The following is a 26,610-nucleotide window of genomic DNA, read 5'->3' on the forward strand; positions in this document are numbered from 1 at the left end:
TGATCCGGTCAGTAGCCGTCGCAGTTTTCCGCGATCGCCGCCTGCGAACTGGCGGTGATGCGGTGATCGGTCACCGAGAAGGTCTCCTGCATCAGCATGTCGTTGTTGGGAAAGTCGTAGCAGGCGATCACCGTGGTGACGCCGCCCTCGGTCTTTTCGATCCGGTGCCGGATCGCAGCACCCGCGACGGCGCCCTGCCAATCGTCGATCGAGGCGATGAATTCCTGCTTGTTTTGCACGACGCCGAGGTCATCGAGTTTAATGCGGACGTCTTCGGCAAGCAGGTCCGACAATTCGGTGCGATCGGCGACCAGAAGCGCGGAATACCAGCGGCCGATGATCGCGCTATCGTCGGCGCGGGCGGAAATGGCACAAAACAGCAGCGCTGCCAGAGCAAAAGCGACCGAACGGCAATCCCGTATCATATGCTGCCTCCTATGCCATCTCCAGCCGCTCGAAATCGCCGGTGTCCTTGTTCATTACCCAGAGCTCGCCGGTCGAGATGTCGAACCAGGCGCCGTGCAGCGACAGCCGTCCCTTGCCCTCCAGGATCGAAACACAAGGGAAGGTTCTGAGATTGGCGATCGAGTAGCGGATCGAGATGCGTTCGAGCGCGGTCTGGCGCTCCGTCGCCGTCATGAAGGTGCTGGACGACACGGTCTCGGCCGCCGGCGCGATCAGGCTCATCCATTTGCCGATGAAGTCGCCGGGCGAGAGCGGCGCGGAATTGGGGTCGAGCGCGGCGCGAATGCCGCCGCAGCGGCCATGGCCCATGACGACGATGTTCTTGACCTTCAGGCTCTGCACGGCGAATTCGAGTGCCGCGGACGTCGAATGGAATTCTCCATCCGGCGCATAGGGCGGCACCAGATTGCCGACATTGCGCAGCACGAAGAGCTCGCCCGGGCCGGCGTCGAAGATCGCTTCGGGGGCCGAGCGTGAATCGCAGCAGGCGACGATCATCGTTTCCGGCGCCTGACCTTCGCGGGCGAGGTCGCGGTAGCGCCCGCTTTCGGTGGGATAGCGGCCGCTCATGAAATTGCGGTAGCCGGTGAGAAGGTGTTCGGGGAGGTGAGGCATGGGCGGCGTCTGGACCCTTTCCGGGTTGGATGCGGCGCGGCCTGTCGATATTCAGGTGAGGCCGGCCTGCGGAGGGCACGGACTGACCTGAATCTCGACAGACCTAACTCTGGGAGAAGGCTCTAACGGCAAAAGGCCGTCGCGAGCAATGCCGAATTGCGGATGGCTCCGTCGCAATTGCGATGCGATGCGCATGGCTTGGCCTTGTTTGATGCATGTCACCCAAAGTCGCCGCGCACCCTCGGATCAAGCCCGAGGGCATGCTTTTGGGTGACATGCCTTACGCCCAGATGGCGACAGGAATGCCGAAACGATCGGAAAGCGGCGGATCCGGAGACGGTCTTGCCTCGCCATTGGCGATGCGAGCTGCAATCAGCATCATCACTGCGGCGTCGAGGAAATCGTCGGCCGCCGCACCGCGTGGCGGCGCCCGGTCTAGAAAAGCCTTGTCATAGCCATGCCGGCAAAGCAGCGCCTTGCGCTCCGCCATGCCGGCCGGATTGACCGCGCCCTTGATCTTTTTCGGCAAGCCCATGGCCCTGTCGCCGTTCAGCCGGCAGAAGGCGACTTCAGGGTGCGATTCAAAGACGCGGCCGCGCAACTCCGGCCGTGCGATCAGCAAGGCATCGATCTCGCGGATTTGGCAAAGATGCCGAAGGCCTGGATCGAAACGCCGCGCGGTGGATCGGAACTTGCCTTGGCCACCGCGCTTGCCCGGCGATGCGCGGCATACCAGGCCTCGACCGTGGTGAAGTCATCCGTGTCGGCATAGAGCGCGGCGCGCGAGGGAATGGCAAAGACACTGGATTGCCTGTTGCCAAGCAATGGTCGCACCAGCGCTTCCGGCCCGCGCCCCCCTTTTCGCGAAAAATCCGGCAGGCCGATCGGCATGTCGACGGCTACGAGCGCGTCAGGAGGCAAAGTGTCAAGCAGTGCCGCGAAGCTCGAAAAGACATCGACCGAAAATGACGCACCGGGGTTCCGAGGTGTCGAACCGGGATTACGAGGTGTCGAATCGAGGTTACGAGGTGTCGAACCGGCATCGCGGTGGACGGCGATCCAGCCGGCCTTGCAGCCGTCGACGCCGACGAGGACGGGGCTGCCGTCCGAAGTCACGCCCTTTTGTCCCGCTCCGGATGCAGGAGGTGGCGAAGCTGCACCATCGCCATCGGGTGCGACAGGCTCTGGGCATCGGTTTCGAGCTGCAATTCGTCGCCGCCGCGCTTGGCCGTGCGCGCCAGGATCTCGTAGACGGCCGCCGTGGTCGACTGCAGAGCCTTGATCGCCGGTTGCCCGGACAGGATGCGGGCGAGATAGACGGCCGCCGTCAGGTCGCCCAGCCCGTTGGGCGGCTTGTCGATGAGGCGATGTTCGGCAAGCAGCGCCTGGCGGCCGTCGAGCAGCAAATTGCCGGTGCCGCCCGCCATCATCGACGGTGCCGAAGTGACCAGCATGGTCGACGGCCCGGCATGAAGAGCGGCCGCCATGACCGATTTCAGGTCAGGAAGCTGGGCTCCCGCCATCCATTCCAGCTCATAGCGGTTGGGTGTGGCGATGTCGGCGATCGGCATCAGCCTATCGCGCAAGGCGATGGCGGTTGTTTCAGGCACGTAGGGGCCACCCTTGTCGCCCATCACCGGGTCGCAGATGTAGACGGCATCCGGCGTCCTGGCCCTAACGGCGCCGACCAGCGCGGCGACGGCGTCGGCCTGGCCGGCCTCGCCGAGGTAACCTGACAGCACCGCGCCGACTTCGCCCAGCCATGGCGCGCCTTCGAGATCGGCCAACAGCGCCTTGAACTGGTCGAGCGGCGGAACGATGCGGGTCGCCCTGCCATGGCCCGGGTGCCAGGGCAGGATGACGGTCGGTACCGCCCATACCGGGAAGCCCAGCGTCTCCAGCGCAAAGACGGCGGCGCGGTTGCCGACCGAGCCGCGCGCGACATGGCTGGAGATGACGATGACCGCGCGCGGCGCGTCGCTTTGTTTGGTGCTCACGGGATTCCTAACTTCGGGTGACGAAATACACGAGCCAGACCAACAGGCCGATGGCGATCAGCAACCCCAGCGTCCGCCCGATGCGGGTACCCCAATATTCGATCGGGTCCGACCGGTCGGCGTCCGCTGCCGCGACGTGATCGCGCGCGCCCTTCGCGGTCCGCGCGATGAACGAGGTGCCGCTGGGGTCGGTCTCGCGCGCTACGCGCTCGATAATGCGGCGCGATTCGCTGTCGTTGTCCTGGCGCTCCGCCATTGCGATATCCTGGGCAATGCCCTGTTTTCTCGGCGACCTTAACCCGTTCGCCCGGCCAATCACAGGGCCTGGCGACGAATGATAAGAACCAGTAGCGCTTCCCGGCCCCGGTCATTTTCTTACGCTCGGATTGTGGTAATGCTTCGCGTGCAAATCCTACCGAGGGACATAACCATGTTTGCCCAACGCCTTTCTTCACCGCTCGCTTTCCGTAGCCTGCCAGCCTTCCTGATGATGGCGATCATGCTGCCGCTGCTCGCCGGCTGCGGCTACAACACCATCCCGACGGCGGAGGAAAACGCCAAGGCCGCATGGAGCGAGGTGCTGAACCAGTACCAGCGCCGCGCCGATCTCATCCCCAATCTGGTCGAGACCGTCAAGGGCTACGCCTCGCACGAAAAGGATACGCTCGACGCCGTGGTGGAAGCGCGCGCCAAGGCGACGCAGGTGACAGTGACGCCGGAAACGCTGAGCAATCCGGAAGCCGTCAAGAAATTCCAGGACAGCCAGGCCGGGCTGACCAGCGCGCTGTCGCGGCTGCTGGCGGTGGTGGAGAATTATCCGGACCTCAAGGCAAACCAGAATTTCCTGGCCCTGCAGGCGCAGCTCGAAGGCACCGAAAACCGCATCGCGGTGGCCCGCCGCGACTATATCCAGGCGGTGAGGGAGTACAATCTGACGCTGCGGACCTTCCCGTCGATCATCTGGGCGACCTTGTGGTTCCGCGGCAACCAGCCGTTCGCCAACTTCACCATCGAGGAAGACAAGATGCAGACGCCGAAAGTCGATTTCGGCACCAACACGACGCAGGGCGGGTGATCGGCGTTAGAGAGCCCGGTACTGTTGTCCTTGTGCTCTGTCACACCCCCCTCTGTCCTGCCGGACATCTCCCCCGCAAGGGGGGAAATTGGCAGTTCTGCTTCTTTCGCCAATTTTCTGCGTTGCAGAAGGGCTGCCGGCGGTGATGGCATCCAATCTCCCCCCTTGCGGGGGAGATGCCAAGTGGTGGCAAAGAGGGCAGGACAGAGGGGGGTGGGACGGAACTCCGGCCTGACCGTTCTGCTCGCCTTCCTAAGCTTTCTCCTCCTCCCTCTGGTCGCTCTCGCCGCCGACCTGCCGGCCCTGACAGGACGGGTCGTAGACAACGCCGGTATCATCGATGCCGCGACCAAGGCGGAACTGACCCAGAAACTCGCCGCCTTCGAAGCCAAGGGTTCCGACCAGATCGTGGTGGCCACCATTCCCAGCCTCGACGGCGAGGAGATCGAGCCCTACGCCAACCGGCTGTTCCGGTTCTGGAAACTCGGCCAGGCGAAGGAGAACAATGGCGTCCTGCTTCTGGTGGCGCCGAACGACCGCAAGATGCGCATCGAGGTCGGCTACGGGCTGGAAGGCACGCTGACCGACTTGCACACCAAGCTGATCATCGAAAACGACATGGTGCCGGCTTTCCGCGCCGGGGATTTCTCCGGCGGCATAGCCAAGGCCGTCGACGATATGGTGATGGTTCTGGAAGGCAATCCCGAGGAACTGGAAGCGCGCGGCGAGCGCAACCAGCAGGCGCCATTCAACACTGACGATCTTTTCTTTACGGTGTTCATAAGTATCTGGGCGATCATCTTTTTCGGCAGCATCGCCGCCTCCATCCTGCCGCCGATCTTTGGCCAGAAGATCGGTCCCGGCCGCTATCGCTGGCTGGGCATGACCTTCGAGCCGAGCCGGCGATCTTCCCGTGGCGGCTGGTCGTCGGGAAGTTCCGGCGGAGGCTGGTCGTCGGGCTCGAGCGGTGGCGGCTTTTCCGGCGGCGGTGGCTCGTCAGGCGGCGGCGGCTCCTCGGGGAGTTGGTGAGATCATGACAGAACGCGTTCTGCCAGCCTCCAGCCGCTTCACCGCCACGATCGGCGCTGCCTTGACGGCCACGGCGGTGCTGCTGCTTGTCTGCTTCGCGGCGCTTGCCGCCGAATTGCCGGTACTGACCGGCAGGGTCGTGGATGACGCCGGCATCATCGATGCCGCGACAAAGGCGGAACTGACCCAGAAACTCGCCGCCTTCGAGGCAAAAGGTTCCGACCAGATCGTGGTGGCCACCATTCCCAGCCTCGACGGCCAGGAGATCGAACCCTACGCCAACCGGCTGTTCCGCTTCTGGAAGCTCGGCCAGGCGAAGGAAAACAATGGCGTCCTGCTTCTGGTGGCGCCGAACGATCGCAAGATGCGCATCGAGGTCGGCTACGGGCTGGAAGGCACGCTGACCGACCTGCACACCAAGCTGATCATCGAAAACGACATGGTGCCGGCTTTCCGCGCCGGCGACTTCTCCGGCGGCATAGCCAAGGCCGTCGACGACATGGTGATGGTGCTGGAAGGCAATCCCGAGGAGCTGGAAGCGCGCGGCAAGCGCAATCCGGCCGACGACAGTTCCGTCGATCCCATCGTCACGCTGTTCATCATCCTGTGGGCGACGATGTTCCTCGGCGGCCTGGCGATGGCATTCCTGCCGCCGATCTTCGGCACCAAGCTGTCGCCCGGCGTGTATAAATGGCTGGGCATGACGTTCCGCTATGGCCAAAGATCGGGCTACACGCGCAGGGGCGGCGGTGTCTGGACAACGGGCACTTCATCCGGCGGTGGCTGGTCGTCGGGAAGTTCCGGTGGCGGCTGGTCGTCGGGCGGCGGCGGATTTTCAGGCGGCGGCGGCTCGTCCGGCGGCGGCGGTTCTTCAGGAAGCTGGTGAGACAGAAGATGGCAACACGACCGATCAGCCCCGAGGATCATGACCGCATCGCCGCGGCGATCCGCGCCGCCGAGACAAAGACCGACGGCGAAATCTACTGCGTGGTGGCGCATGCCAGCGACAGCTATTTCTTCCCGGCCGCCTTTATCGCGACGCTCGCCATGCTCATCGTCAGCCTCGCCGTCGCCTACGGGCTGGAGGCCTGGTGGCTGTCGATTCGCCTGCCGCATTTCGTGCTCGCCCAGCTTCTGGCTCTGGCCAGCGTGCTCGTCCTGCTGTGGGCGCTGCCCGGCCTGCGCATCCATCTGGTGCCGCGCCGGCTGCGCTACCAGGCCGCGCACGCCAATGCGGTCAAGCAGTTCCTTGCCCGCAACGTTCACCGCACCACGTCGCGAACCGGCGTGCTGATCTTCGTGTCGATCGCGGAACACTACGCCGAGGTGGTCGCCGACGCCGGCATTGACGCCCAAGTCGGCCAGCATGTCTGGGACGGCGTCGTCCGCGATTTAACCGCGCATGCCGGCGACGACCGCCTCGCCGATGGATTCGTCAAGGCGATAGAATCGGTGGGCGTGGTGCTGGCCGAGCATTTTCCGGTCTCGGCCGGCGGCAGCAACGAGCTGGACGACCATCTGGTCGAAATTTAATGAGAGCGTTTGGAAACTCTACTCTGGCGGCCATCTGATGGCGTTTTCTGCGCTTCCGGTGCTCACGTACTTAAGTACGCTCCGCTCCGGTTCTCGAAACCACCACCATATGACTCACCAGAGCGAATTTCGAAACGGTCTCTAGTCCGTTCAAAGCACGCCCTGACACCGTCCCCCACGGTGTGCGATCACCTGTGTGAAAGCATGGCGGCCTGCTGACCGGACTCTTTGCAATCGGGCGATGCGGGTTTATGGTTAACAAATCATGAACACGCTGAGCATCGACATCAGGAAAGCCGAACCGCGCGACGCAGGCGCGATCGCCGACGTGCACCAGCAGGCCTGGAACGGCGCCTATGCCGGCATCATTCCGCATCGCACGCTGACATCGATGATCAACCGCCGCGGCGCCGACTGGTGGGCGAATGCCATCCGCCGCGCCGCCACCGTGCTGGTCGTCGAGATCGGCGGCAAGATCGCCGGCTACGCCACGATCGGCAAAAACCGGGCGCGCGAGCTCCGGCAGCAGGGCGAGATCTACGAACTTTACCTGCGCCCCGAATATCAGGGCATCGGCCTCGGCAGCCGGCTGTTCTCGGCCGCGCGGGCGCGACTGGCCGACCATGGCCTGAAAGGCATGGTGGTGTGGGCGCTGGAGGACAACCAGAACGCGCTCGCCTTCTATGCCGGCGCCGGTGGCCGCGACGTCGCCGAAGGCGTCGAGATCTTCGAGCAGAAGGCGCTGAAGAAGGTCGCTTTCGTCTGGGAATGACACCAACTTCGTCATCCTAGGGCGAAGCAGAGCGAAGCGACGCGGAGACCCTAGGATCCATGCCGTAACGTCTGAGCGCGGTGACGGCCCGGAATCTCTAGCCAGGGCCGCTGGACCTACCCCGTTCTGTGCCGCTGCATTCTTCGAGCGCCGTCGCGGCATGGATCCTAGGGTCTGCGCTTCGCTCCGCCCTAGGATGACGAAGTAGGGGGCAGCACTATTGCCGCATTGCACCATGCGCCTTGGCCCGCTATCGGTCTCCAAATCGAGAGAGGGACCAAAGCCATGCGTATCGAAGCCATAGCCACCGGTAAGAACCCGCCCGAGGACGTCAACGTCATCATCGAAGTGCCGATCGGCGGCGAGCCGATCAAATACGAGATGGACAAGGAGGCCGGCACGCTGTTCGTCGACCGCTTCCTGCACACCTCAATGCGATACCCCGGCAATTACGGTTTCGTGCCGCACACGCTGTCGGGCGATGGCGACCCGATCGACGTGCTGGTCTGCAACACGCGCGCGCTGGTGCCGGGTTGCGTCATCAATGTGCGGCCGATCGGTGTGCTGGTGATGGAGGACAATGCCGGCCAGGACGAGAAGGTGATCGCGGTGCCGTCGCCCAAGCTGACGCTGCGCTACGAGAACGTCACCGAATACACCCAACTGCCCGATATCACGCGCGACCAGGTGCAGCACTTCTTCGAGCACTACAAGGATCTCGAACCCGGCAAATGGGTCAAGATCGAGGGCTGGCACGATTCCAAATTTGCCAAGAAGATGATCGTCGAGGCGATCGAGCGAGCGAAGAAAAACAAATAGGTCCCTCAGCTTCGCCGAAATGCGCGGTGGACCAGAATTCCTGCGCTGTTGCGGCGCTCTGACGCCACGGCATGAATCCTGGGGTCTGCGCTGCGCCGCTGCGCTCGTCGCTCCGCCCCAGGATTGACGAAGTCAGTTGTCGACGCGGCCGAAAGCGGGTACGTCGCCGACCGTCACGCGCATGTCCTTGCCGCAGGCAAAACTGGGCGCCTTCTCGTCGGCGAGCTTGCGCGCTTCGTCGTTGGCCGCCGGATTGCCGGTGGCCAGCACCAGTCCGACCGTGCAGCCATCATACTTCTCCGGCTGGGAGACCTTGGCGACGACCAGCACCTCGGTCGATTTGCTCTCGTCCTCGGGATTGCTGATCGAGCGGCGGTGGATGACCGCGAAGGGCACGGCACGGTCACCATTCGTCTCGATGCGCCATTCGAGCCTGGGGCCAGCCGAATTGAAGCCGACGAAGCTTTCCCACACCGTCGTCATGTCGCTGGAGGGGAAACCGTAGAACAACGATTCGCGCGCATCGTCGTAAGCGATCAGCACGGGGTAGCCGCGATAGCCAGAACAGGTGAGGCTCGCCCAGTCGCCGTCGCCTTCCTCGGCCTGCGCATAGGTCACGCAGTCCTTCTTCGAGTCGAGATCGGTATAGGCGCTGGATATGTCGCCGGCCTGAGCGGCATTGCAGAAGCCGGCGAAGGCGAGCGGGATCAAAAGAGCACGCATGCGGACATCTCCGTTGCTGACATCGCCGTTTGCGGCTTGCCGCAGCGTATCGTCAAATTTCGCAGCCGTCAGGGTGCTCCGGCCGATCTGGTAAACGGAACGCTATTTCTTCAAGCTCGCGTCGATCAAGAGATCGGCGTTGCGGGCGACCGATTGCGCCGGCCCGCCGAGCCCGAACAACTGGCCGCTGATATAGGCGCCCTCGATCAGAAGCAGCAGCCCATCGCCCAGCATGTCGGGGTCGGCGGCGCCCATCGCGCCGGCCATGGCGCGCAGGCGGCGGCGCAATTCCTGCTTGTTGGCCTCGCTCACAAGGCGGGCCGGATGGCCGTGTTCGGGATATTCGACCGCCGCATTGGTCATGCCGCAACCGCGATAACCGGGCTTTTGCGTGCGCTTGCTGATCCGGGTCAGGAAGGCGGCGATCTGCGCGCGCGGATTGCCGGGATGGGCGTTGACCGCATCGTCGAAGCGGTCCCAGAATTCGAGGTCGTATTGCCGCAGATAGGAGGCGGCCAGTTCGTCCTTGGAGGGAAAGCTGCGGTAGAGGCTGGGCTTGGTGACGCCGGCGCGCTTGACGATCTCATCAACGCCGATCGCCCGGATGCCCTGCCGGTAGAACAGGTCGCGCGCCACACGCAGGATCTTCTCGCCGGCACGAGGGGGCGTCACTTCATCTGGATTGATGGTTGGTTCAATGCTTTTCATGGTCGATAGGACGTGGCCTGCTTGACGTGTTACCGATCGGTACGTATACGTCTGGGCAATTGCAACGTACCGGTCAGTAACATGATAGCTCAATCCCGTCGATTTGGCCAGCGCTACGCTTTTGTCGTGGTCGGCGTCATCTTTCTCTGCCTGCTGATCGCGGCCGGCCTGCGCTCGGCGCCCTCCGTGATGATGCTGCCGCTGGAGGAGAGCTTTGGCTGGCGGCGCGACGTCGTTTCTCTGGCCGCGGCCGTCGGCATCTTCCTCTACGGCCTGACCGGGCCGTTCGCAGCGGCGCTGATGGAGCGGATCGGGCTGCGCCGCACGTTGCTTGCAGCCCTTTTGCTGATGTCGACATCGACCGCGCTCAGCCTGTTGATGACCAAGCCGTGGCACCTGCTTCTGACCTGGGGCGTGTTTTCCGGCGTCGGTTCGGGCGCTGTCGCCACCGTGCTTGGCGCCACCATCGTCAACCGCTGGTTCAAGACCAATCGCGGCCTGGTGATGGGACTGATGTCGGCCTCCAGCGCCACCGGCCTGCTGGTCTTCCTGCCGATGCTCGCGTCGCTGGCGCAATCGGGCGGCTGGAAGCCGGTCGCCATCGCCATCGCGGTCGCCACCGCCGCTCTCGTGCCGCTGGTGTGGCTGCTGGTGCCGGAACGCCCGGCTTCGATCGGCATGGTGCGCTACGGCGCGGAGGCCGACGACGTGCCGCCGGTTCCGCCGGCCGCGCAAGGCAATTTCCTCGCGCACACGCTCAATACGCTGCGGCGCGCCGCCGGCACCCGCGTGTTCTGGTATCTGTTCGCCACCTTCTTCGTCTGCGGCTTCACCACCAACGGACTGGTCGGCACGCATCTGATCGCCTTTTGCGGCGACATGGGCATCGGCGAGGTGCAGGCCGCCGGCCTGCTGTCGATGATGGGCATATTCGACCTGATCGGCACGACGCTGTCGGGCTGGCTTACCGACCGCTTCGACCCGCGCAAGCTGCTCGGCGTCTATTACGCGATCCGCGGCCTGTCGCTGATCTATCTACCGTATTCCGGTTTCTCGGCGACGAGCCTGATTATCTTCGCCGTGCTCTACGGGCTGGACTGGATCGCCACCGTGCCGCCGACGCTACGGCTCTCCAACGAGGCGTTCGGCGACCGCAGCGGGCCGATCGTCTTCGGCTGGATCGTCGCCGGCCATCAGGTCGGGGCGGCAACCGCCGCCTTCTTCGGCGGCACCATGCGCGAGCTGCAAGGCAATTACGAGCTGGCCTTCATGATCGCCGGCATGACGGCCATCGCGGCGGCCTGTATCTCGCTCCTGATCAACACCAGTAAGCCGGCGTTCGACCCGGAACCGCAAGCTGCCTGAGGGAGCGTCGGTTGAGCGCTAATCTCCCCCCTTGAGGGGGAGATGGCCGCGAAGCGGCCAGAGGGGGTCGGTTCGACCGGGTTCGGCTCTTTATCGCAGACGCAGGAGGTCGGGGCTCCATGCGAGACGACCCCTCTGTCGCCTTCGGCGACATCTCCCCCTCGAGGGGGGAGATTGCTCGCCTGTCGATTGTAACGAAACCTTCATGGTTTCGAGATGCGGCTGAAACATTGAGGCTGGAGCTTGGCGGCGACATTCAAAGCCATCCAGGAGACAGCCATGAACAAGATTTCACGTCGTGCTTTCGTCACGTCCGCGAGCGCCGCCGGCCTCGTCGGCGTCTCGGGGCTTGCGCTTCCCTATTATTCCCGCGCCAACCAGCGGCCGGCCTTCACCCACGGCGTCCAGTCCGGCGATATCGATGAAACCAGCGGCATGGTATGGACGCGCACTGATCGGCCGTCGCGCGTCATGTTCGAGGTCTCGTCGACAGAGAATTTCGCCAATGCCACCCGTCTTGCGCCGCTCGATACCTCGCCGGCGAGCGATTACACGGTGAAGCGGCTGCTCACCGACCTCGCCGCCGACCAGGACATCTTCTATCGCATGGTCGCCGCCGATCTCGCCGACATCAACGCCGTCTCCGAACCGATCGTCGGCCGCTTCCGCACGGCGCCGGCCTCGAAGCGCGATATCCGATTTGCCTGGTCGGGCGACACCGCTGGCCAGGGCTGGGGTATCGACGAGACCGGCATGAAGACCTACGCCACGATCGGCAAGCACACGCCCGATTTCTTCCTGCACTCCGGCGACACGATCTATGCCGACGGCGCGATGAAGGACGAGGTCGATTTGCCCGGTGGCGGCAAGTGGAAGAACGTGGTTCTGATCGATGGCAAGCGCAAGGTGGCCGAGACGCTGGAGGAATACCGGGACCAGTGGAAATACAACATGATGGACAGGAACGTGCTGGGCCTCAGCGCCATCTGTCCGACCTTCTACCAGTGGGACGATCATGAGGTGCTGAACAACTGGTCGGATTCCAAGGATCTCAGCGCTGACGACCGCTACAGCGAAAAATCCATCCATGTGCTGGCGGCCCGCGCGGCGCGCGCCTTTCATGAGATGACAACGATCCGCTACGAGCCATCGGAACCCGGCCGCGTCTATCGCAAAATCGCCTATGGGCCGCTGCTCGACGTGTTCTTCCTCGACATGCGCTCCTATCGCGGTCCCAACGGTCCGGCCATGCAGGAGACGATGACGCCGCAATCGCGCATACTCGGCGAGCAGCAGACCAAATGGCTGAAGCGCGAACTGGCGAGCTCCAAGGCAACCTGGAAGATCATCGCCGCCGACATGCCGCTCGGCCTCGTCGTGTGGGATGACGGCGCCAAGAAGGTCGGGGCCGAAGCGGTCAGCAATGGCGATAATGGTGCGCCAAAGGGTCGCGAGCTCGAGATCGCCGATCTTCTGCGCTACATCAAGAATGCCGGCATCGACAACACCGTCTGGCTGACCGCCGACGTGCATTACACCGCGGCGCACTACTACAATCCCGACAAGGCGCAGTTCCAGGATTTCAACCCGTTCTGGGAGTTCGTCTCCGGCCCGATCCATGCCGGCACGTTCGGCCCCAATGATTTCGACATGACCTTCGGGCCGGAGCTGAAATTCATCAAGGCGCCGACCGCCGAACAGGGCCAGAACCTGCCGCCGTCGGCCGGCCTGCAGTTCTTCGGCCTCGTCGACATCAACGGCGCCACCGAACAGATGACGGTGCGGCTGATGGATCGCGACGACAACGAGCTCTACAAGGTGACGCTCGATCCGGTGCGGTCGGCGTGAGGCACCCCCCTCTGTCCTGCCGCACATCTTCCTCGCAGGGGCAGGGCAATTGCATATGGATTTTTTGCGAAGAGGACCCCACCCTAACCCTCCCCACAAGGGGGAGGGAACGCTGCCGCGCGCCTTTACTTCCCTGTTTGGCGTCGAAAGAGAGGCATTTTGCTGAGGTTAGCGCCACGGAAGTCTCCCTCCCCCTTGTGGGGAGGGTTAGGGTGGGGGTACATCGTAGAGCGAAAGCCTTGGCTTTTCATCCGCGATTGCCCTGCCCTCGAGGGTGAGATGCCCGGCTCAGTGTGACCGCGACGTCACTACGCTCTTGCTAGTCGGGATAGCAGACGGTCGGGATCTTCGGCCAGACCGCGCTGTCGCAGCCGGCGGCCTGCTGCTTCTGCTTGAAGGAGGCACTCACCGGTCCGGTCACCACCGGGTCGACGCCATAGGGGGCGTCGGCGAAAAGCTCCTCGGCCGTCTGTGTGTCGGACTTCAGGCCAGCGCCCGCATCCTTGACCGTCGCGGCCGACTGCGCGGCACCTGCCGCGAGAATCACGGCGAGAGCTGCCCATGCCAGGACCGGACGCAATCTGCTGAGGGGATCGATCATGAAAACTGAACTGCCCGGAGCCGGCAAGGTTCCGCCTTGGTTAACAAAAAACATTTGACACGAAGAGGCTTAAGAATTGGTGACCAGATATTTGGGTATCGGCATCCTCTTTCGCAAATGCGAAAAACCCTGTATGAGCCGCGCAACTGAAAGAGGCGGCGCCTTTTGGCCTGCTGCCTGCAACGCTCCCGAGACCAAAACATGAAACTCCGCAATATCGCGATCATCGCGCACGTCGACCATGGAAAAACCACCCTCGTCGACCAGCTTTTGAAGCAGTCCGGCTCCTTCCGCGACAACCAGCGCGTCGCCGAACGCGCCATGGATTCCAACGACCTCGAAAAGGAACGCGGCATTACCATCCTGGCCAAGGCGACCTCGGTCGACTGGAAGGACACCCGCATCAACATCGTCGACACCCCCGGCCACGCCGATTTCGGCGGTGAGGTCGAGCGCATCCTGTCGATGGTGGATTCGGCCATCGTGCTGGTCGACGCCGCCGAAGGGCCGATGCCGCAGACCAAATTCGTCGTCGGCAAGGCGCTCAAGGTCGGCCTGAAGCCGATCGTCGTCATCAACAAGATCGACCGTCCCGACGCCCGCCATGTCGAGGTGGTCAACGAGGTGTTCGACCTGTTTGCCGCACTCGACGCCACCGACGAGCAGCTCGACTTTCCGATCCTCTATGGCTCGGGCCGCGACGGCTGGGTATCGGAAAACCCCGAAGGTCCGAAGGACCAGGGCCTGGCGCCGCTGTTCGACCTCGTCATCAAGCATGTGCCGGCGCCGACCGTGCATCCCGGCCCGTTCCGCATGATCGGCACCATCCTGGAAGCCAATCCGTTCCTCGGGCGCATCATCACCGGCCGCATCGAGAGCGGCACGCTGAAATCCAATCAGGCGGTCAAGGTGCTGCACCATGACGGCACCCAGATCGAAACCGGCCGCGTCTCGAAGATCCTCGCCTTCCGCGGGCTCGAGCGGCAGCCGATCGACGAAGCGCAGGCAGGTGATATCGTCGCCATCGCCGGCCTGTCGAAAGGCACGGTCGCCGACACGTTCTGCGACCCGGCGGTGAGCGAGCCGCTGCATGCGCAGCCGATCGATCCGCCGACCGTGACCATGTCCTTCCTCGTCAACGATTCGCCGCTGGCCGGCACCGAAGGCGACAAGGTGACCAGCCGCGTCATCCGCGACCGCCTACTGCGCGAGGCCGAAGGCAATGTCGCGCTGAAGATCGAGGAATCGCCGGACAAGGATTCGTTCTTCGTCTCCGGCCGCGGCGAATTGCAGCTTGCCGTGCTGATCGAGACGATGCGCCGCGAGGGCTTCGAGATCGCCGTGTCGCGGCCGCGTGTCGTCATGCAGAAGGGCGACAATGGCGAATTGCTAGAGCCGGTCGAGGAAGTCGTCATCGACGTCGACGAGGAGCATGCCGGCGTCGTCGTGCAGAAAATGTCGGAGCGCAAGGCCGAGATGGTCGAGTTGCGTCCGTCCGGCGGCAACCGTCAGCGCATCGTCTTCCACGCGCCGACGCGCGGCCTGATCGGCTACCAGTCGGAACTCTTGACCGATACGCGCGGCACCGCCGTGATGAACCGGCTGTTCCATGCCTATCAGCCCTACAAGGGCGAATTGCCCGGCCGCACCAATGGCGTGCTGATCTCTAACGAGCAGGGCGAGTCGGTGGCTTACGCCATGTGGAACCTGGAAGACCGCGGCCCGATGGTCATCGATCCGGGCGTCAAGGTCTATCAGGGCATGATCATCGGCATCCATAGCCGCGACAACGATCTCGAAGTGAACGTGCTGAAGGGCAAGAAGCTCACCAACATCCGTGCCGCCGGCAAGGACGAAGCGGTGAAGCTGACGCCGCCGATCCGCATGACGCTGGAGCGGGCGCTGGCCTGGATCCAGGACGACGAACTGGTCGAGGTGACGCCGAAGACCATCCGGCTGCGCAAGCTCTATCTCGACCCGAATGAGCGCAAGCGCTTCGAGAAGTCGGCGAAAGTTGTCGGCGCGGCTTAGGCGGTTCGGTCTGATCCACGTTCACGTCGCCGCCGACGACGTCGACGCGGCCGAGGTTTGACCAGCTGGCTCCCGAAGAGGGCTGATCCAGATCGATTTTACCTCACCGAAGGAGGTCTTCGGGAGGCAGAGTTCTCTGCGAGCTGCAGGGGTGCCAAATCGCCGCCGATCGGATATCCTTCGCTCTCTGATGCTCGAAGGCACTGCCATGCACCTCACCTCTCTGTTGATCTTCGCCGCCGCCCTTTTCGTCGCTGCCGGCTCACCCGGCCCTTCGATCGCAGCGCTTGTCGCACGCGTCATCTCAAAAGGCTTTCGCGGCGTGTTCCCGTTCCTGCTCGCCATGTGGATCGGCGAGGGCATCTGGCTGTCGCTGGCGGTGTTCGGCCTGGCGGTGGTGGCGCAGACGTTTCACCTCGCTTTCGTCGTGGTGAAGTGGGTCGGCGTCGCCTATCTCGCATACCTTGCCTGGAAGATGTGGACGGCACCTGTCGAGGCGCGCGAGGGCGAGATGCCACGCGAAGATTCGCCGGCGAAATTGTTCTTGGCTGGCATGGCGGTGACGCTCGGCAACCCCAAGATCATGATGTTTTACCTGGCGCTGTTGCCGACCATCATCGACCTCGCCTCGGTCAGCCTCGTCGGCTGGATCGAGCTGACGGCGACGATGGCGGTGGTCCTCATCGCCATCGATCTCGCCTGGGTGCTGGCGGCGTCGCAGGCGCGAAAACTGCTGCGGAGCAAACGGGCGATGAAGATCGCCAACCGCGTCAGCGCCGGCACCATGGCAGGCGCCGCGGCGGCGATCGCGGCGCGGTCCTGAGCACGATCCCGAACCTTGGTTCGGAAAGATCATGCTCAAACAAACGGCGCGTCACATCATTTCGACGATCGGCGCGATCTCGACGCTGAAACCCGGGTCCGTCAGGATCGGGCAATCCTTGGCCTTGGCGACGGCATCGTCGATGTCTTTGGCTTCGATGATCGTATAGCCGGCGGTCGGATTGCTGCCGCCATTGTCCTCGACCTTGCCGCCGGGCAGCACGGTCTTCGACATGCCGACCGGATTGCCGCCGTCGACAACGGCCGAGCCGAGCTTGGCGTACCAGCCGGTCCAGGCATCCATTGCTGCTTTTCGCTCGGCCTCGTCGGTCGGCATCTTGCCCGAGCCATGATAGACGTAGAGAAATTTCGCCACGTTCTCCTCCCTGATCAGCGGCATCGAACCGGCACGCGGTCATGCCGCATGCCGATCATCGGGCCAAACCGGCCAACAAGCAACGAGAATGCGAAACAGCTAATATAGGGCGCGGCTGGTTCGCAACCGCGATGCCTCACCGCGTTTATGCATGTCGTTATCGCAAAACCGCTGCACACTTTTGCGCGACATGCATTAATTGGGCAGCACGCCGGCAGTCGGTGCCGTTGCACTCTTCGGCGGCTGCGGTCCGCCCGGATAGAAATTCGCGGCCGGGTTATCCTGCATGAAGTCATAGGCGACCATGCCGAGCGGGCGTTTCGGCCGCTCCGCCGCCGGCTGATGCCAGGGGATCACCTTGCGCAGCGCCGCCAGCGCCGCCGTCGGCGCCTCGCCGAACTTTCGCTCCGGCTTTTGCGCCTTGCGCAGCTCCATCCAGTAGCTCGCTGTCAACAGGTCCTGCGCCACCAGATGAAACGACACGTTGACGGCTTCGCGGGCACGCGTCGTCTTGATGCGGGTCTGCGCCTCCAGATCCTCGACGGTGGCGACGATGGCTTGTCCGGCGGGTGTCACCGGCGTGCCGCGGTCGGCAAGGTCCTGCCACAGGTCGGTCGGCAGGTAGCCGTCGAAGGTCGGGATGTCCTTGCGCTGGTCGGCGCTCAGCACATCGGCGGGCTTGATCACCGTGAAGAAGGGATTGCGAAAGCGCTCGATACGCTGGGCCACGGCGACGCCCAGATTAGTCAAGGCAAGCGTGAAGGCCTCGACCTGGTTGGCCAGGGGATAGGGGTCCCAATTGGCGTTGGAGAAGATGAAGCCGGACTTGCCGTTACTCAGCTTCCCGCCCTTGATGTAGTATTGCATGAATTGCGGCGTGCTCAATTCCGGCGAACTTTGCGGCGTCAGGCCGGGCAATATGGCCGGATTGTGATCCGATGAATTGATCGACAAAAGCACGGAATCGCGCAGATCGGCCCAGGCCTGCCATGCCGAGCCCTGGCGCTGGCTGGACGCCCGCATGCTTTCAGGATCCTGGATGATGCGGGCCGCGTCCTCGTCGAAGAGATAGCTGCCCTTGATCATGTCCATGATGCGGGCCGCATCCCAGGTCAGCCATGGATACGGTCGCATCGATTGCACCGGCACGGAGATCGGCGTGACGCTGGAATTCATGCCGTTGAGGCCCATGGCGTAGCTCAGATCGGTCCATTCCAGCAGCTTTTGCGCATCCTCGACAAGCAGCACTGCCTGCGCCTGCGCATAGGCGTTGGTGCTGATCAGTGCTGCCTGGTCGGCGGCGAAGGGTTCGAGCGGCTTCAGCCCGGCCTCGGCAAGCGCCTGCGCCGCCGGCATGCGGAGACCGCGAAAATAGGCCTCGCCCTCGCCAACCATGGCGGCGCCGATATTGCCCAACGTCGCAAGGTCGCCTTCGCCCAGCGTCCCGCGTGATTGCACGACCGGCGTCACGCGCTTGTTCAGCATGTCGACGAGGCTGTGGGTCAGTTGCGGGCTTGCCGCTTCGTAGGACATGGTGTTGGCGCGGATCGCCATGATGGCGCGCACCAGCGCTTCCTCCTGTAGCTCCGGCCCATAGCCGCGTGTCACGCCGCCCTTGAAGCGGGCCAGCTGCTGGTCCTTGAGAAGCTTGGTGTTTTCCGGCGTCGTCGGGTCGCCGGAGAAGATAACGGTCTCGCGCTGGTCGCCGGCGCCGCGGTTGAACCAGTAGATGGTGACACCTTCAGCCGCGCCCTCCAGCAGCAGGCCATAGGCATCCGCCGAACGTTGCAAGGCCTCGGGGCTGAGCTCGACCTTGGCGCCATTGCGAGCGATGTCGATGACCTGGTCGATAGTCAGGTCATGGCCGGTCAGCGTTACCGTCTTGCCGGCAGCGGTTTCGGCGATCGGCTGGTAGGTGGTGGTCGCCTCGAAGGCGAGGGCGGGGGTTGCGAAGAGCGCCACCGTCACGGTCAGGGCGCAGAGAGAGATTTTGGCAATTCGTTCCAGCATAAGGGGCTCCCTTTGTCGAAACAGGGCTTCGGGTCACGAGTTTCACCCCCTGGAAATTTTGTTTCCTGGAAAACTAGCTGTCAGCGTCCGCCTGTCAAACGATTGTTGCCCCAGGACCGATAGTGGAGCCAATCTGGCCCTATCGCGCCATGGCGCCCGGGCCATCTGGCCTTCCCAAAGCTAGACTTTGTCCAACAGGTCCATACTATCGGAGGTGCCCACTTTCCAGCCGGCGAAACATCCCAAGACGCCGCAAGTGGAGCATCGACACCCGACATAAAGCCAGCGAACGCCACCACGTGCCGGGTAAATGGAAAACCCGACGCCGACATTTGCGGTTTCGGAATCGCATTCGATACACATCCAGCGTTCCGGCTGGGACTCGTCCCAAAATTGTTCACTGTCGCAGATGAGATGCTCGGATCCGCAGACCGTGCATGTTCGTCGCGCCACGCCTTCGTCGTCGTCGGCATCTAGAAGAAACGACGTGGAGCCGCATTTGCATCGGGCGAGTCTGAATTCGTTGACCTCAGATCCTTCGGAGGCATACGCTTCCAGGTAATCGGCGATGTCGGTGGGCTCGTTGCCAACCCACCACTTGCCTGAGGTGTCGATGGTCATGACTCACCGCGCCATGGCGTGGTATTCGTCGTTCGGCCGCATGTCGATTGCCGCCGCCACTCGGTTCGACATGTTGAAGAAGGCGGCGGTCGAGGCGATGTCCCAGATGTCGCGGTCGGAAAAGCCGGCCTCGCGAAGTGCGGCCCGATCAGCCTCGACGATCCTGGCCGGCTCCTCGGTCAGCTTGACCGCGAATTCGAGCATGACCTTTTGCCTCGGGGAAAGATCGGCGGCGCGGAAATTCATCGCCATCATCTCGCCGAAGGCCGGGTCGCCGGAAAGCTGGCGCACCGCTGCGCCATGGGCGACCAGGCAATAGTAGCAGTGGTTGATGGAGGAGACGGCGACCGCGATCATCTCGCGCTCCAGCTTCGACAGGCCGGAATCGCCCAGCATCAAATCATTGTACATGTCGGTGAAGGCGCGCAGTTTTTTCTCGTCGAAGGCGTAGGCTTTGAGAACATTCGGAACGAGGCCTAGCTTCTCCTCGCATTTGGCGAAATAGGCCTTGGTCGCATCGCTCAGTTCCGCCTGCGCGAGGTCAAGCGCCGTAATTCTGCCTGTCATGGACACGCCTCCTCATCATTCATCCGTGATCTGCGCCGATTTCCGACATTTCGTCGCAAGCCGTCAAACCTTTGTCGCCAAATACCGGTCATCTGCTACCATAGTTGCAAAAGCATGTGACGGGAGGGACTTCGCATCATGGCCAGCGTGAAAGCCGCAAGCCAGCCAAAAAAGACAGCTACTGTGAGGGGAGGCGCGGTAAAGGCGAGCGAACGACAAGGCAGCCTAGGCGACTATCTCTTGGCCCGCGCGCCTGCCGAAGACGTCGCTGCCTACGGCGCCGCCGACCTCGAACGCGCCGCCGATCTCGCCAGGCGCGCCGTCGCCAGACATAAGAAAGGCGATTGCGTTGTCGCCATCGACGTCGATTCCGGCGTCGTGCGCCAAGGCCGGCCGATGACGATCATCACCGTCGTCAATGACAACATGCCATTCCTGTTCGATTCCATCCTCGGCGAGATCACCGACAGCGCCGGCGAACCGCTGCTGGTTACTCATCCGGTCATCGTCGTCAGGCATGGCAAGGGCGGCGTCGAGGAAATCCTCGGCGATGGCGGCTTCGCCAAGGGTGATCCCAGCCATGACCGGCTGAGCGTCATCCACGTCCATATCGGCCGCCTTCCGGTCGAGCAGGCCGAAGCTCTGGCCGGGCGATTGAAGAAGCTTCTGGGCCAGGTGCGCGCCGCGGTCACCGACTGGAAGCCGATGCTGGCGCGGCTCGACCAGGCGATCCACGAATTCCGCTATGCGCCGGTGCCGCTCGACAAGGCCAGCGTCACCGAGGCGATCGCCTTCCTCGAATGGCTGCGCGACGACAATTTCACCTTCCTCGGCATGCGCGAGTTCAAATACACCGGTGGCGAAAAGAGCGGCACGCTGGAACGCTCGGAGAAGCCCGGCCTCGGCATACTGTCCGATCCGGACGTGCTGGTGCTCAGGCGCGGCACCGAAGCGGTGACGACGACGCCGGAAATCCGGGCCTTCCTGCACGGGCCGGAACCGCTGATCGTCACCAAGGCCAACGCCAAGTCTTCCGTCCACCGCCGCATCTATCTCGATTACATCGGCATCAAGACCTACACCGCCAAGGGCGCGCTTGCCGGCGAATTGCGCATCGTCGGCCTGTTCACCTCGACTGCCTACACGCGTTCGGTGATGAAGATTCCCTATCTCAGGTCGAAGGCCGAGACCATCATCGCCAAGTCCGGTTTCAATCCCGGCGACCATTCCGGCAAGGCGCTTACCAATGTGCTGGAAAGCTATCCGCGCGACGAATTGTTCCAGGTTCCCGTGCCAGTCCTTCGCAAGCATGCCGAAGCCATATTGGGGCTGGTCGAGCGGCCGCGCGTCAGGGCGCTGGTGCGCGCCGACCAGTTCGACCGTTTCGTCTCCATCCTCGTCTTCGTGCCGCGCGACCGCTACGACAGCGTCGTGCGCGAGAAGATCGGGGCCTACCTGAAGACGGCGTTCGAAGGCCGGCTGTCGGCCTACTATCCAGCCTTCCCCGAAGGCGGCCTGGCGCGCGTCCACTTCATCATCGGCCGTTCCGGCGGCAAGACGCCAAAGATCGAGCAGGCCACCATCGAGGCGGCAATCCGCGACATCGTGCGCACCTGGGACGACGCGCTGCGTCAAGCAGCCGCTGAGACCGGCGCCGAGGCGGCGCTCACAGCCATCGCCTCGCGTTTCTCGGAAAGCTACCGCGACAGTTTCCCGCCGGCGGTGGCGCTGGCCGACGCCAGGCGCATCGCCGGGATCGATGCCGGCAATCCGATCGCCATCGACTATTACCGCCATGCCGACCAGAAGCCACATCAGGCCGCGCTCAAGATCTATCACCACGGCGAGCCGGTGGCGCTGTCCAGGCGGGTGCCGGTGCTGGAAAACATCGGCTTCCGCGTCATCAGCGAGCGCACCTTCGAGGTCGGCGACGATCGCTCGGGCATGATCCATAGTGATCAGCCGGGCATGATCCATAGTGATCAGCCGGGCATGATCCATAGGGATCAGCCCGGCATGGTCTTCATCCACGACATGGAGCTTGAAAACAGCTACGGCAAGCCGATCGACCTCAGCGACAGCGGTGCATTGTTCGAGGACGCGTTCCTGTCGGTATGGCGCGGCGACATCGACAATGACGGCTATAACGGGCTTGCCCAGACCGCCGGCCTGTGGTCGGGCGAAGTCACCATCCTGCGCGCTTATGGCCGCTATCTGCAGCAGGCGGGGATCCCGCAGAGCCAGGATTTCATCGCGGCAGCACTCAACCGCTATCCCGACATCGCGCGCGGCTTGCATGCGCTGTTCGTCGCCCGTCTTGGGCCGACGGCCGAGGGCGAAGGCGCGGTGGCGGCCAGGCATCTCAAGGCCAAGATCAAGGATGCTCTGGAAGAGGTGCCCAACATCGATGACGACACCATCATCCGCCGCTATCTCAATCTGATCGAAGCCTCGCTGCGCACCAATCATTTCGTTGCCGATACGAAGGCAAAGGGCCAGTCGCTGGCGATCAAGCTCGACTCGCAGGCGGTCGACGGCCTGCCGGCGCCGCGGCCGTGGCGCGAGATCTTCGTCTACGGTTCCGAGGTCGAGGGCGTGCATCTGCGCTTCGGCCCGGTTGCGCGCGGCGGCTTGCGCTGGTCGGACCGCGCCCAGGACTACCGCACCGAGGTGCTCGGCCTGGTCAAGGCGCAGCAGGTCAAGAACGCGGTGATCGTGCCGGTCGGCGCCAAGGGCGGTTTCTACCCGAAGAAACTGCCAATGAGCGCCGGCCGCGACGCCATCTTCGAAGCCGGCACCTCGGCCTACAAGAACTTTGTATCGAGCCTGTTGTCGATCACCGACAATATCGGCCTGGACGGCGTCATCCCACCGGCCGGCGTGGTCAGGCGCGACCAGGACGATCCCTATTTCGTCGTCGCCGCCGACAAGGGCACGGCGACTTTCTCCGACACCGCCAATGCGATCAGCGAAAAGCATGGCTTCTGGCTCGACGACGCCTTTGCCAGCGGCGGCTCGGCCGGCTACGACCACAAGAAAATGGGCATCACTGCCAAGGGCGCATGGGAAGCGGTGAAGCGGCATTTCCGCGAGATGAACCGCGACATCCAGACCTCGCCCTTCACCGTCGTCGGCGTCGGCGACATGTCGGGCGACGTGTTCGGCAACGGCATGCTCCTATCACCACAGACAAGGCTGATCGCCGCCTTCGACCATCGCGACATCTTCATCGACCCCGATCCTGACGTGGCGGCCTCGATGGCCGAGCGCAAACGCATGTTCGATCTGTCGCGTTCGAGCTGGCAGGACTACGACAAGACCAAGCTGTCGGAAGGCGGCGTCATCGTCTCGCGCAGCCAGAAATCGATCACGCTGCCGCCGGCCGCGGCCGCCGCGATCGGCCTGGCCAAGACGACCGCCTCGCCCGTCGAGATCATGAGCGCCATCCTCAAGGCGCCGGTCGACCTTCTGTGGTTCGGCGGCATCGGCACGTATCTGCGGGCATCGACCGAAACCAACGCGGATGCCGGCGACCGCGCCAACGACGCCATTCGAGTGACCGCGCTCGACGTGCGCGCCAAGGTCATCGGCGAGGGCGCCAATCTCGGCGCGACGCAACGCGCCCGCATCGAGTTCGGGCTGGCTGGCGGCCGCTGCAATTCGGACGCCATAGACAATTCGGGCGGCGTCAACTGCTCCGACGTCGAGGTCAACATCAAGATCGCGCTGGCCTCGGCCATGCGCAAGGGCGCGCTGACGCGGCCTGTGCGCAACAAATTGCTGGCCGAGATGACCGATGAGGTCGGCTCGCTGGTTTTGTCCAACAATTACCAGCAGACATTGGCGCTGTCGGTTGCCCGCAAGCGTGGCCTGGCCGACATTGCGCACCAGAGTCGCTTCATGACGGCGCTGGAAGCGCGCGGGCTGCTCGACCGCGCCGTCGAGACGCTGCCGTCTCCCGCGGCCCTTGCCGAGCGCGAGGCGCGCGGCGAACCGCTGACCAGGGCCGAGCTCGGCGTGCTGCTCGCCTATGCCAAGATCGTTCTGTTCTCCGACATCGTCGCCAGCGACGTGCCCGACGATCCGCATTTCGACAGCGACCTGATGGGCTATTTCCCCGATCGCATGGCCAAGAAATATGCGGCCGAGATCCACGACCATCGCCTGCGCCGCGAGATCATCGCCCGTGTCGTGGCCAACGATCTGGTCAATCGCGGCGGCCCCTCCTTCGTCAACCGGCTGCAGGAAGCAACCGGACGCGCGGCGGCCGACGTGGTGCGGACCTTCGCGGTTGTCCGCGACGGTTTTGCGCTGCCGGCGCTCTACCGGGAGATCGACGCGCTCGACAACCAGATCGACGGCCAGGCGCAACTCGACCTCTACCAGTCCATTAGCCGGCTTATCTATGTGACCAGCGGCTGGTACCTGAAGAACGATGCCGGCACAGCTGGGCTCGGCCAGCGGATCGCCGAGTTGCAGGAGGCGCGCAAGGCGCTCGAACCGAAGCTCATTTCGCTGCTGCCCGCCTATTCGCGCGAACGGATCGAGGAGCGGCGGCACAGCCTGTTCAAGGGCGGCGCGCCGGAAAGGCTGGCCGAAAAACTGGCGCTAAGCGAGGTGGGGGAACTCATCCCCGACATCGCTCTGGCGTCACGGATGGCGAATGCCGACATCGTTGCCACCGCGAAGGCGTTTTTCGCGGTCAGCGATGCCTTCCGCATCCCACGTGTCGAGGAAGCGGCGCGCTCGATCTCGCCGTCGGACTATTACGATCAATTGGCGCTCTCGCGCGCCACCGACACGATCGGCGCAGCCAGGCGCGGGATCGCGGTGGCCGCGCTCACCGGCCACGCCAAGGCGGCGGACCCGGTGGCGGCATGGCTGGAGGCCGGGGGCGAGCGCGTGGCGCGCATCCGCGAGCGGCTGCAGGCGCTGACCGAAGGCGGCGAGATCACGGTGTCCAGGCTGTCGGTGGCGTCAGGGCTGATGAGCGACTTGGCGGGGATGTGACGGTCCTCCACATCGCCGGAGATCGCCGGTGAAAACTACGCTATAGAGCAAAGCGGCGCCCTGCTTCGGGCGCCGCTTTCAGGAGGGGACATGGCCGAGTTAGCAGTGCAGCGGACGTCGAGGCGCGGCATCTGGGGCTGGATGCTGTTCGACTGGGCGGCGCAGCCGTTCTTCACGGTCATCACCACCTTCATCTTCGGGCCCTACTTCGTCTCGCGCATGGCGAGCGACCCGGAGACGGGCCAGGCGGCCTGGGGCTACGGCATCGCCGCTGCGGGATTGGTCATCGCCGTGCTGTCGCCCATCCTCGGCTCGATCGCCGACCAGACCGGGCCGCGCAAGCCATGGATAGCATTCTTCGCCTCGATCAAGATCATCAGTCTTTGCCTGCTATGGTTCGCCGCGCCCGGCTCGAACCTTTTCCTGGTCGTGATGTTCTTCTCGCTCGCCTCTGTGGCGGCGGAATTCTCCACGGTCTTCAACGACTCGATGATGCCGCGGCTGGTGCCGAAGAGCGAGATCGGCCATGTCTCCAACATGGCCTGGGGCCTTGGTTATCTCGGCGGCATGATCGCGCTGATCTTCGTCGTCACCTGTTTGGCGGGCTCGCCGGAAACCGGCAAGACGATCATCGGCATTGACCCGCTCTTCGGCCTCGACCCGAAGCTCGGCGAGGATGCGAGAGCCACCGGACCGCTGTCGGCCGGATGGTATTTCCTGTTCATCCTGCCAATGTTCTTCTTCACGCCCGATGCCATAAAAGGCCTTCCGATCGGGCCAGCGGTGCGCGAAGGTCTGTCGGAATTGAAGTCGACGCTGGCCGAGGCGCGCCAGCGCAGCGGCATCTTCCGCTTTCTCATTGCCCGCATGATCTATCAGGACGGCGTCAATGCGCTACTGGCGCTGGGCGGCACATTTGCGGCAGCGATGTTCCACTGGTCGATCACCGAGATCGGCATGTTCGGCATCATCCTCAATGTTGTCGCCATCGTCGGTTGTCTGATTGCCGCGCGCCTCGATACGGCGCTCGGCTCCAAGACCATCGTGATGATCTCGCTCGTCCTGCTCAGCATCGCCACGATCGGTATCGTCTCGACCGGCCCAGGCTATACGCTGTTCGGTGCCTGGATCATGCCCGAAACGGATAGCGGCGGCCTGTTCGGCACAGCGGCGGAAAAAGCCTATATCTTCTACGGCCTGCTGATCGGACTGGCCTTCGGGCCGGTGCAGGCATCGTCGCGCTCCTACATGGCGCGCAGCGTCACCGCCGCGGAGTCGGGCCGCTATTTCGGCATCTACGCGCTGGCCGGGCGGGCGACAAGTTTCGCCGCGCCTTTCATGGTGGCGACGATCACCCTGGCCAGTGGCTCGGCAAGGCTCGGCATGGCAGCGATCGTGCTGTTCCTCGGCGTCGGCATAGCGATCCTGCTCCGCACGCCATATCCGGCGGACCAGCCGGTGGAGTGAGCTTACCCTCCCCCTCGTGGGGAGGGTCGATCCGCGAAGCGGAGCGGGGTGGGGGCGGCGCGGGGGGCCCCCCCCCCCCCCCCCCCGAAGGTGGGGGGAAGTGGTTGGAGGGGCCCACCCCCCACCCGGGGGGGGGGAGCGCCGAAAGAGCCCGGG

At 63.8% G+C, this 26,610-nt stretch carries 23 protein-coding genes and 1 pseudogene; 12 read left to right on the forward strand and 12 right to left on the reverse strand.

Annotation, left to right across the window (positions count from 1 at the left end):
• Positions 1-8 precede the first annotated feature (8 nt).
• The 5 genes and pseudogenes from AC0L2H_RS30530 to AC0L2H_RS30550 form a co-directional block, all read right to left on the reverse strand.
• On the reverse strand, positions 9-425 hold the full coding sequence (locus AC0L2H_RS30530; RefSeq protein ID WP_473593484.1) for a nuclear transport factor 2 family protein: 417 nt from the start codon (positions 423-425) through the stop codon (positions 9-11).
• A 10-nt stretch (positions 426-435) separates the two neighbouring features.
• Entirely contained in the window at positions 436-1,080 is a 645-nt protein-coding gene (locus AC0L2H_RS30535; protein WP_473593485.1) for a carbonic anhydrase, read from the reverse strand.
• Between the two features lie 280 nt (positions 1,081-1,360).
• Positions 1,361-2,196 (reverse strand): annotated as a pseudogene (locus AC0L2H_RS30540) (DUF429 domain-containing protein).
• A complete protein-coding gene (gene pdxY / locus AC0L2H_RS30545; protein ID WP_473593486.1) occupies positions 2,193-3,077 on the reverse strand; it encodes a pyridoxal kinase PdxY in 885 nt (294 codons plus the stop codon). The pseudogene AC0L2H_RS30540 and the gene pdxY overlap by 4 nt, the downstream one beginning before the upstream one ends.
• 7 nt (positions 3,078-3,084) lie before the next feature.
• Positions 3,085-3,333, reverse strand: a complete 249-nt coding sequence (locus AC0L2H_RS30550) for a hypothetical protein (protein WP_107651388.1) — start codon at positions 3,331-3,333, stop codon at positions 3,085-3,087.
• Positions 3,334-3,507: 174 nt separating this feature from the next.
• Between AC0L2H_RS30550 and AC0L2H_RS30555 the strand changes: the two genes are divergently transcribed.
• The 6 genes from AC0L2H_RS30555 to ppa all read left to right on the forward strand — a co-directional run bounded on the left by AC0L2H_RS30555 (position 3,508) and on the right by ppa (position 8,305).
• Entirely contained in the window at positions 3,508-4,152 is a 645-nt protein-coding gene (locus AC0L2H_RS30555; protein WP_473593487.1) for a LemA family protein, read from the forward strand.
• Positions 4,153-4,365: 213 nt separating this feature from the next.
• Positions 4,366-5,181, forward strand: a complete 816-nt coding sequence (locus tag AC0L2H_RS30560; protein ID WP_473593503.1) for a TPM domain-containing protein — start codon at positions 4,366-4,368, stop codon at positions 5,179-5,181.
• Positions 5,182-5,185: 4 nt separating this feature from the next.
• The gene (locus tag AC0L2H_RS30565; RefSeq protein WP_473593488.1) at positions 5,186-6,067 is read left to right on the forward strand and encodes a TPM domain-containing protein; all 882 of its coding nucleotides are present in this window, start codon (positions 5,186-5,188) and stop codon (positions 6,065-6,067) included.
• Positions 6,068-6,075: 8 nt separating this feature from the next.
• Positions 6,076-6,714: a TPM domain-containing protein gene (locus AC0L2H_RS30570; RefSeq protein ID WP_473593489.1), complete on the forward strand. Its 639-nt coding sequence runs from the start codon at positions 6,076-6,078 to the stop codon at positions 6,712-6,714.
• A 265-nt stretch (positions 6,715-6,979) separates the two neighbouring features.
• Entirely contained in the window at positions 6,980-7,486 is a 507-nt protein-coding gene (locus AC0L2H_RS30575; RefSeq protein WP_097575898.1) for a GNAT family N-acetyltransferase, read from the forward strand.
• A 285-nt stretch (positions 7,487-7,771) separates the two neighbouring features.
• Complete coding sequence (ppa, locus tag AC0L2H_RS30580) at positions 7,772-8,305, forward strand: inorganic diphosphatase (protein WP_107651384.1); 534 nt, start codon at positions 7,772-7,774, stop codon at positions 8,303-8,305.
• A 132-nt stretch (positions 8,306-8,437) separates the two neighbouring features.
• Here the strand turns inward: ppa and AC0L2H_RS30585 are convergent, their stop codons facing one another.
• Together AC0L2H_RS30585 and AC0L2H_RS30590 are read right to left on the reverse strand one after the other, a co-directional pair.
• Positions 8,438-9,028, reverse strand: coding sequence for a hypothetical protein (locus tag AC0L2H_RS30585; protein WP_473593490.1), 591 nt, complete (start codon positions 9,026-9,028; stop codon positions 8,438-8,440).
• Between the two features lie 102 nt (positions 9,029-9,130).
• On the reverse strand, positions 9,131-9,736 hold the full coding sequence (locus AC0L2H_RS30590) for a TetR/AcrR family transcriptional regulator (RefSeq protein WP_473593491.1): 606 nt from the start codon (positions 9,734-9,736) through the stop codon (positions 9,131-9,133).
• A gap of 81 nt (positions 9,737-9,817) precedes the next feature.
• Here AC0L2H_RS30590 and AC0L2H_RS30595 point away from each other — a divergent pair, with 81 nt between their 5' ends.
• A complete protein-coding gene (locus AC0L2H_RS30595; RefSeq protein ID WP_473593492.1) occupies positions 9,818-11,101 on the forward strand; it encodes an MFS transporter in 1,284 nt (427 codons plus the stop codon).
• A 279-nt stretch (positions 11,102-11,380) separates the two neighbouring features.
• The gene (locus AC0L2H_RS30600; RefSeq protein WP_473593493.1) at positions 11,381-12,949 is read left to right on the forward strand and encodes an alkaline phosphatase D family protein; all 1,569 of its coding nucleotides are present in this window, start codon (positions 11,381-11,383) and stop codon (positions 12,947-12,949) included.
• A 319-nt stretch (positions 12,950-13,268) separates the two neighbouring features.
• Here the strand turns inward: AC0L2H_RS30600 and AC0L2H_RS30605 are convergent, their stop codons facing one another.
• Positions 13,269-13,550 (reverse strand): hypothetical protein, encoded by a 282-nt coding sequence (locus AC0L2H_RS30605; RefSeq protein ID WP_473593494.1) that lies wholly within the window; start codon positions 13,548-13,550, stop codon positions 13,269-13,271.
• Positions 13,551-13,751: 201 nt separating this feature from the next.
• Between AC0L2H_RS30605 and typA the strand changes: the two genes are divergently transcribed.
• The gene (gene typA / locus AC0L2H_RS30610) at positions 13,752-15,581 is read left to right on the forward strand and encodes a translational GTPase TypA (protein ID WP_473593495.1); all 1,830 of its coding nucleotides are present in this window, start codon (positions 13,752-13,754) and stop codon (positions 15,579-15,581) included.
• Positions 15,582-15,789: 208 nt separating this feature from the next.
• Entirely contained in the window at positions 15,790-16,404 is a 615-nt protein-coding gene (locus AC0L2H_RS30615; protein ID WP_473593496.1) for a LysE family translocator, read from the forward strand.
• Positions 16,405-16,455: 51 nt separating this feature from the next.
• Here the strand turns inward: AC0L2H_RS30615 and AC0L2H_RS30620 are convergent, their stop codons facing one another.
• The 4 genes from AC0L2H_RS30620 to AC0L2H_RS30635 all read right to left on the reverse strand — a co-directional run bounded on the left by AC0L2H_RS30620 (position 16,456) and on the right by AC0L2H_RS30635 (position 19,977).
• Positions 16,456-16,779: a YciI family protein gene (locus tag AC0L2H_RS30620; RefSeq protein WP_473593497.1), complete on the reverse strand. Its 324-nt coding sequence runs from the start codon at positions 16,777-16,779 to the stop codon at positions 16,456-16,458.
• A gap of 195 nt (positions 16,780-16,974) precedes the next feature.
• Complete coding sequence (locus AC0L2H_RS30625; RefSeq protein ID WP_473593498.1) at positions 16,975-18,789, reverse strand: aromatic amino acid ammonia-lyase; 1,815 nt, start codon at positions 18,787-18,789, stop codon at positions 16,975-16,977.
• 180 nt (positions 18,790-18,969) lie between these two features.
• On the reverse strand, positions 18,970-19,410 hold the full coding sequence (locus tag AC0L2H_RS30630; protein ID WP_473593499.1) for a hypothetical protein: 441 nt from the start codon (positions 19,408-19,410) through the stop codon (positions 18,970-18,972).
• A gap of 3 nt (positions 19,411-19,413) precedes the next feature.
• Positions 19,414-19,977, reverse strand: coding sequence for a peroxidase-related enzyme (locus AC0L2H_RS30635; protein WP_473593500.1), 564 nt, complete (start codon positions 19,975-19,977; stop codon positions 19,414-19,416).
• A gap of 138 nt (positions 19,978-20,115) precedes the next feature.
• On the opposite strand from AC0L2H_RS30635, the gene AC0L2H_RS30640 reads away from it, so the two are divergent.
• Both AC0L2H_RS30640 and AC0L2H_RS30645 read left to right on the forward strand, forming a co-directional pair.
• Complete coding sequence (locus tag AC0L2H_RS30640) at positions 20,116-24,987, forward strand: NAD-glutamate dehydrogenase (protein WP_473593501.1); 4,872 nt, start codon at positions 20,116-20,118, stop codon at positions 24,985-24,987.
• A gap of 90 nt (positions 24,988-25,077) precedes the next feature.
• On the forward strand, positions 25,078-26,454 hold the full coding sequence (locus AC0L2H_RS30645; protein WP_473593502.1) for an MFS transporter: 1,377 nt from the start codon (positions 25,078-25,080) through the stop codon (positions 26,452-26,454).
• Positions 26,455-26,610: the final 156 nt, after the last annotated feature.

This window comes from Mesorhizobium sp. WSM4871 (genome assembly GCF_055811295.1).

What these genes read in the sequence shown, in the direction of transcription:
- AC0L2H_RS30530 (WP_473593484.1), bottom strand. Translation starts at nt 425, where the DNA reads ATGATACGGGATTGCCGTTCGGTCGCTTTTGCTCTGGCAGCGCTGCTG.
- AC0L2H_RS30535 (WP_473593485.1), bottom strand. Translation starts at nt 1,080, where the DNA reads ATGCCTCACCTCCCCGAACACCTTCTCACCGGCTACCGCAATTTCATG.
- AC0L2H_RS30550 (WP_107651388.1), bottom strand. Translation starts at nt 3,333, where the DNA reads ATGGCGGAGCGCCAGGACAACGACAGCGAATCGCGCCGCATTATCGAG.
- AC0L2H_RS30555 (WP_473593487.1), top strand. Translation starts at nt 3,508, where the DNA reads ATGTTTGCCCAACGCCTTTCTTCACCGCTCGCTTTCCGTAGCCTGCCA.
- AC0L2H_RS30565 (WP_473593488.1), top strand. Translation starts at nt 5,186, where the DNA reads ATGACAGAACGCGTTCTGCCAGCCTCCAGCCGCTTCACCGCCACGATC.
- AC0L2H_RS30570 (WP_473593489.1), top strand. Translation starts at nt 6,076, where the DNA reads ATGGCAACACGACCGATCAGCCCCGAGGATCATGACCGCATCGCCGCG.
- AC0L2H_RS30575 (WP_097575898.1), top strand. Translation starts at nt 6,980, where the DNA reads ATGAACACGCTGAGCATCGACATCAGGAAAGCCGAACCGCGCGACGCA.
- ppa (WP_107651384.1), top strand. Translation starts at nt 7,772, where the DNA reads ATGCGTATCGAAGCCATAGCCACCGGTAAGAACCCGCCCGAGGACGTC.
- AC0L2H_RS30585 (WP_473593490.1), bottom strand. Translation starts at nt 9,028, where the DNA reads ATGCGTGCTCTTTTGATCCCGCTCGCCTTCGCCGGCTTCTGCAATGCC.
- AC0L2H_RS30590 (WP_473593491.1), bottom strand. Translation starts at nt 9,736, where the DNA reads ATGAAAAGCATTGAACCAACCATCAATCCAGATGAAGTGACGCCCCCT.
- AC0L2H_RS30595 (WP_473593492.1), top strand. Translation starts at nt 9,818, where the DNA reads ATGATAGCTCAATCCCGTCGATTTGGCCAGCGCTACGCTTTTGTCGTG.
- AC0L2H_RS30600 (WP_473593493.1), top strand. Translation starts at nt 11,381, where the DNA reads ATGAACAAGATTTCACGTCGTGCTTTCGTCACGTCCGCGAGCGCCGCC.
- AC0L2H_RS30605 (WP_473593494.1), bottom strand. Translation starts at nt 13,550, where the DNA reads ATGATCGATCCCCTCAGCAGATTGCGTCCGGTCCTGGCATGGGCAGCT.
- typA (WP_473593495.1), top strand. Translation starts at nt 13,752, where the DNA reads ATGAAACTCCGCAATATCGCGATCATCGCGCACGTCGACCATGGAAAA.
- AC0L2H_RS30615 (WP_473593496.1), top strand. Translation starts at nt 15,790, where the DNA reads ATGCACCTCACCTCTCTGTTGATCTTCGCCGCCGCCCTTTTCGTCGCT.
- AC0L2H_RS30625 (WP_473593498.1), bottom strand. Translation starts at nt 18,789, where the DNA reads ATGCTGGAACGAATTGCCAAAATCTCTCTCTGCGCCCTGACCGTGACG.
- AC0L2H_RS30630 (WP_473593499.1), bottom strand. Translation starts at nt 19,410, where the DNA reads ATGACCATCGACACCTCAGGCAAGTGGTGGGTTGGCAACGAGCCCACC.
- AC0L2H_RS30635 (WP_473593500.1), bottom strand. Translation starts at nt 19,977, where the DNA reads ATGACAGGCAGAATTACGGCGCTTGACCTCGCGCAGGCGGAACTGAGC.
- AC0L2H_RS30640 (WP_473593501.1), top strand. Translation starts at nt 20,116, where the DNA reads ATGGCCAGCGTGAAAGCCGCAAGCCAGCCAAAAAAGACAGCTACTGTG.
- AC0L2H_RS30645 (WP_473593502.1), top strand. Translation starts at nt 25,078, where the DNA reads ATGGCCGAGTTAGCAGTGCAGCGGACGTCGAGGCGCGGCATCTGGGGC.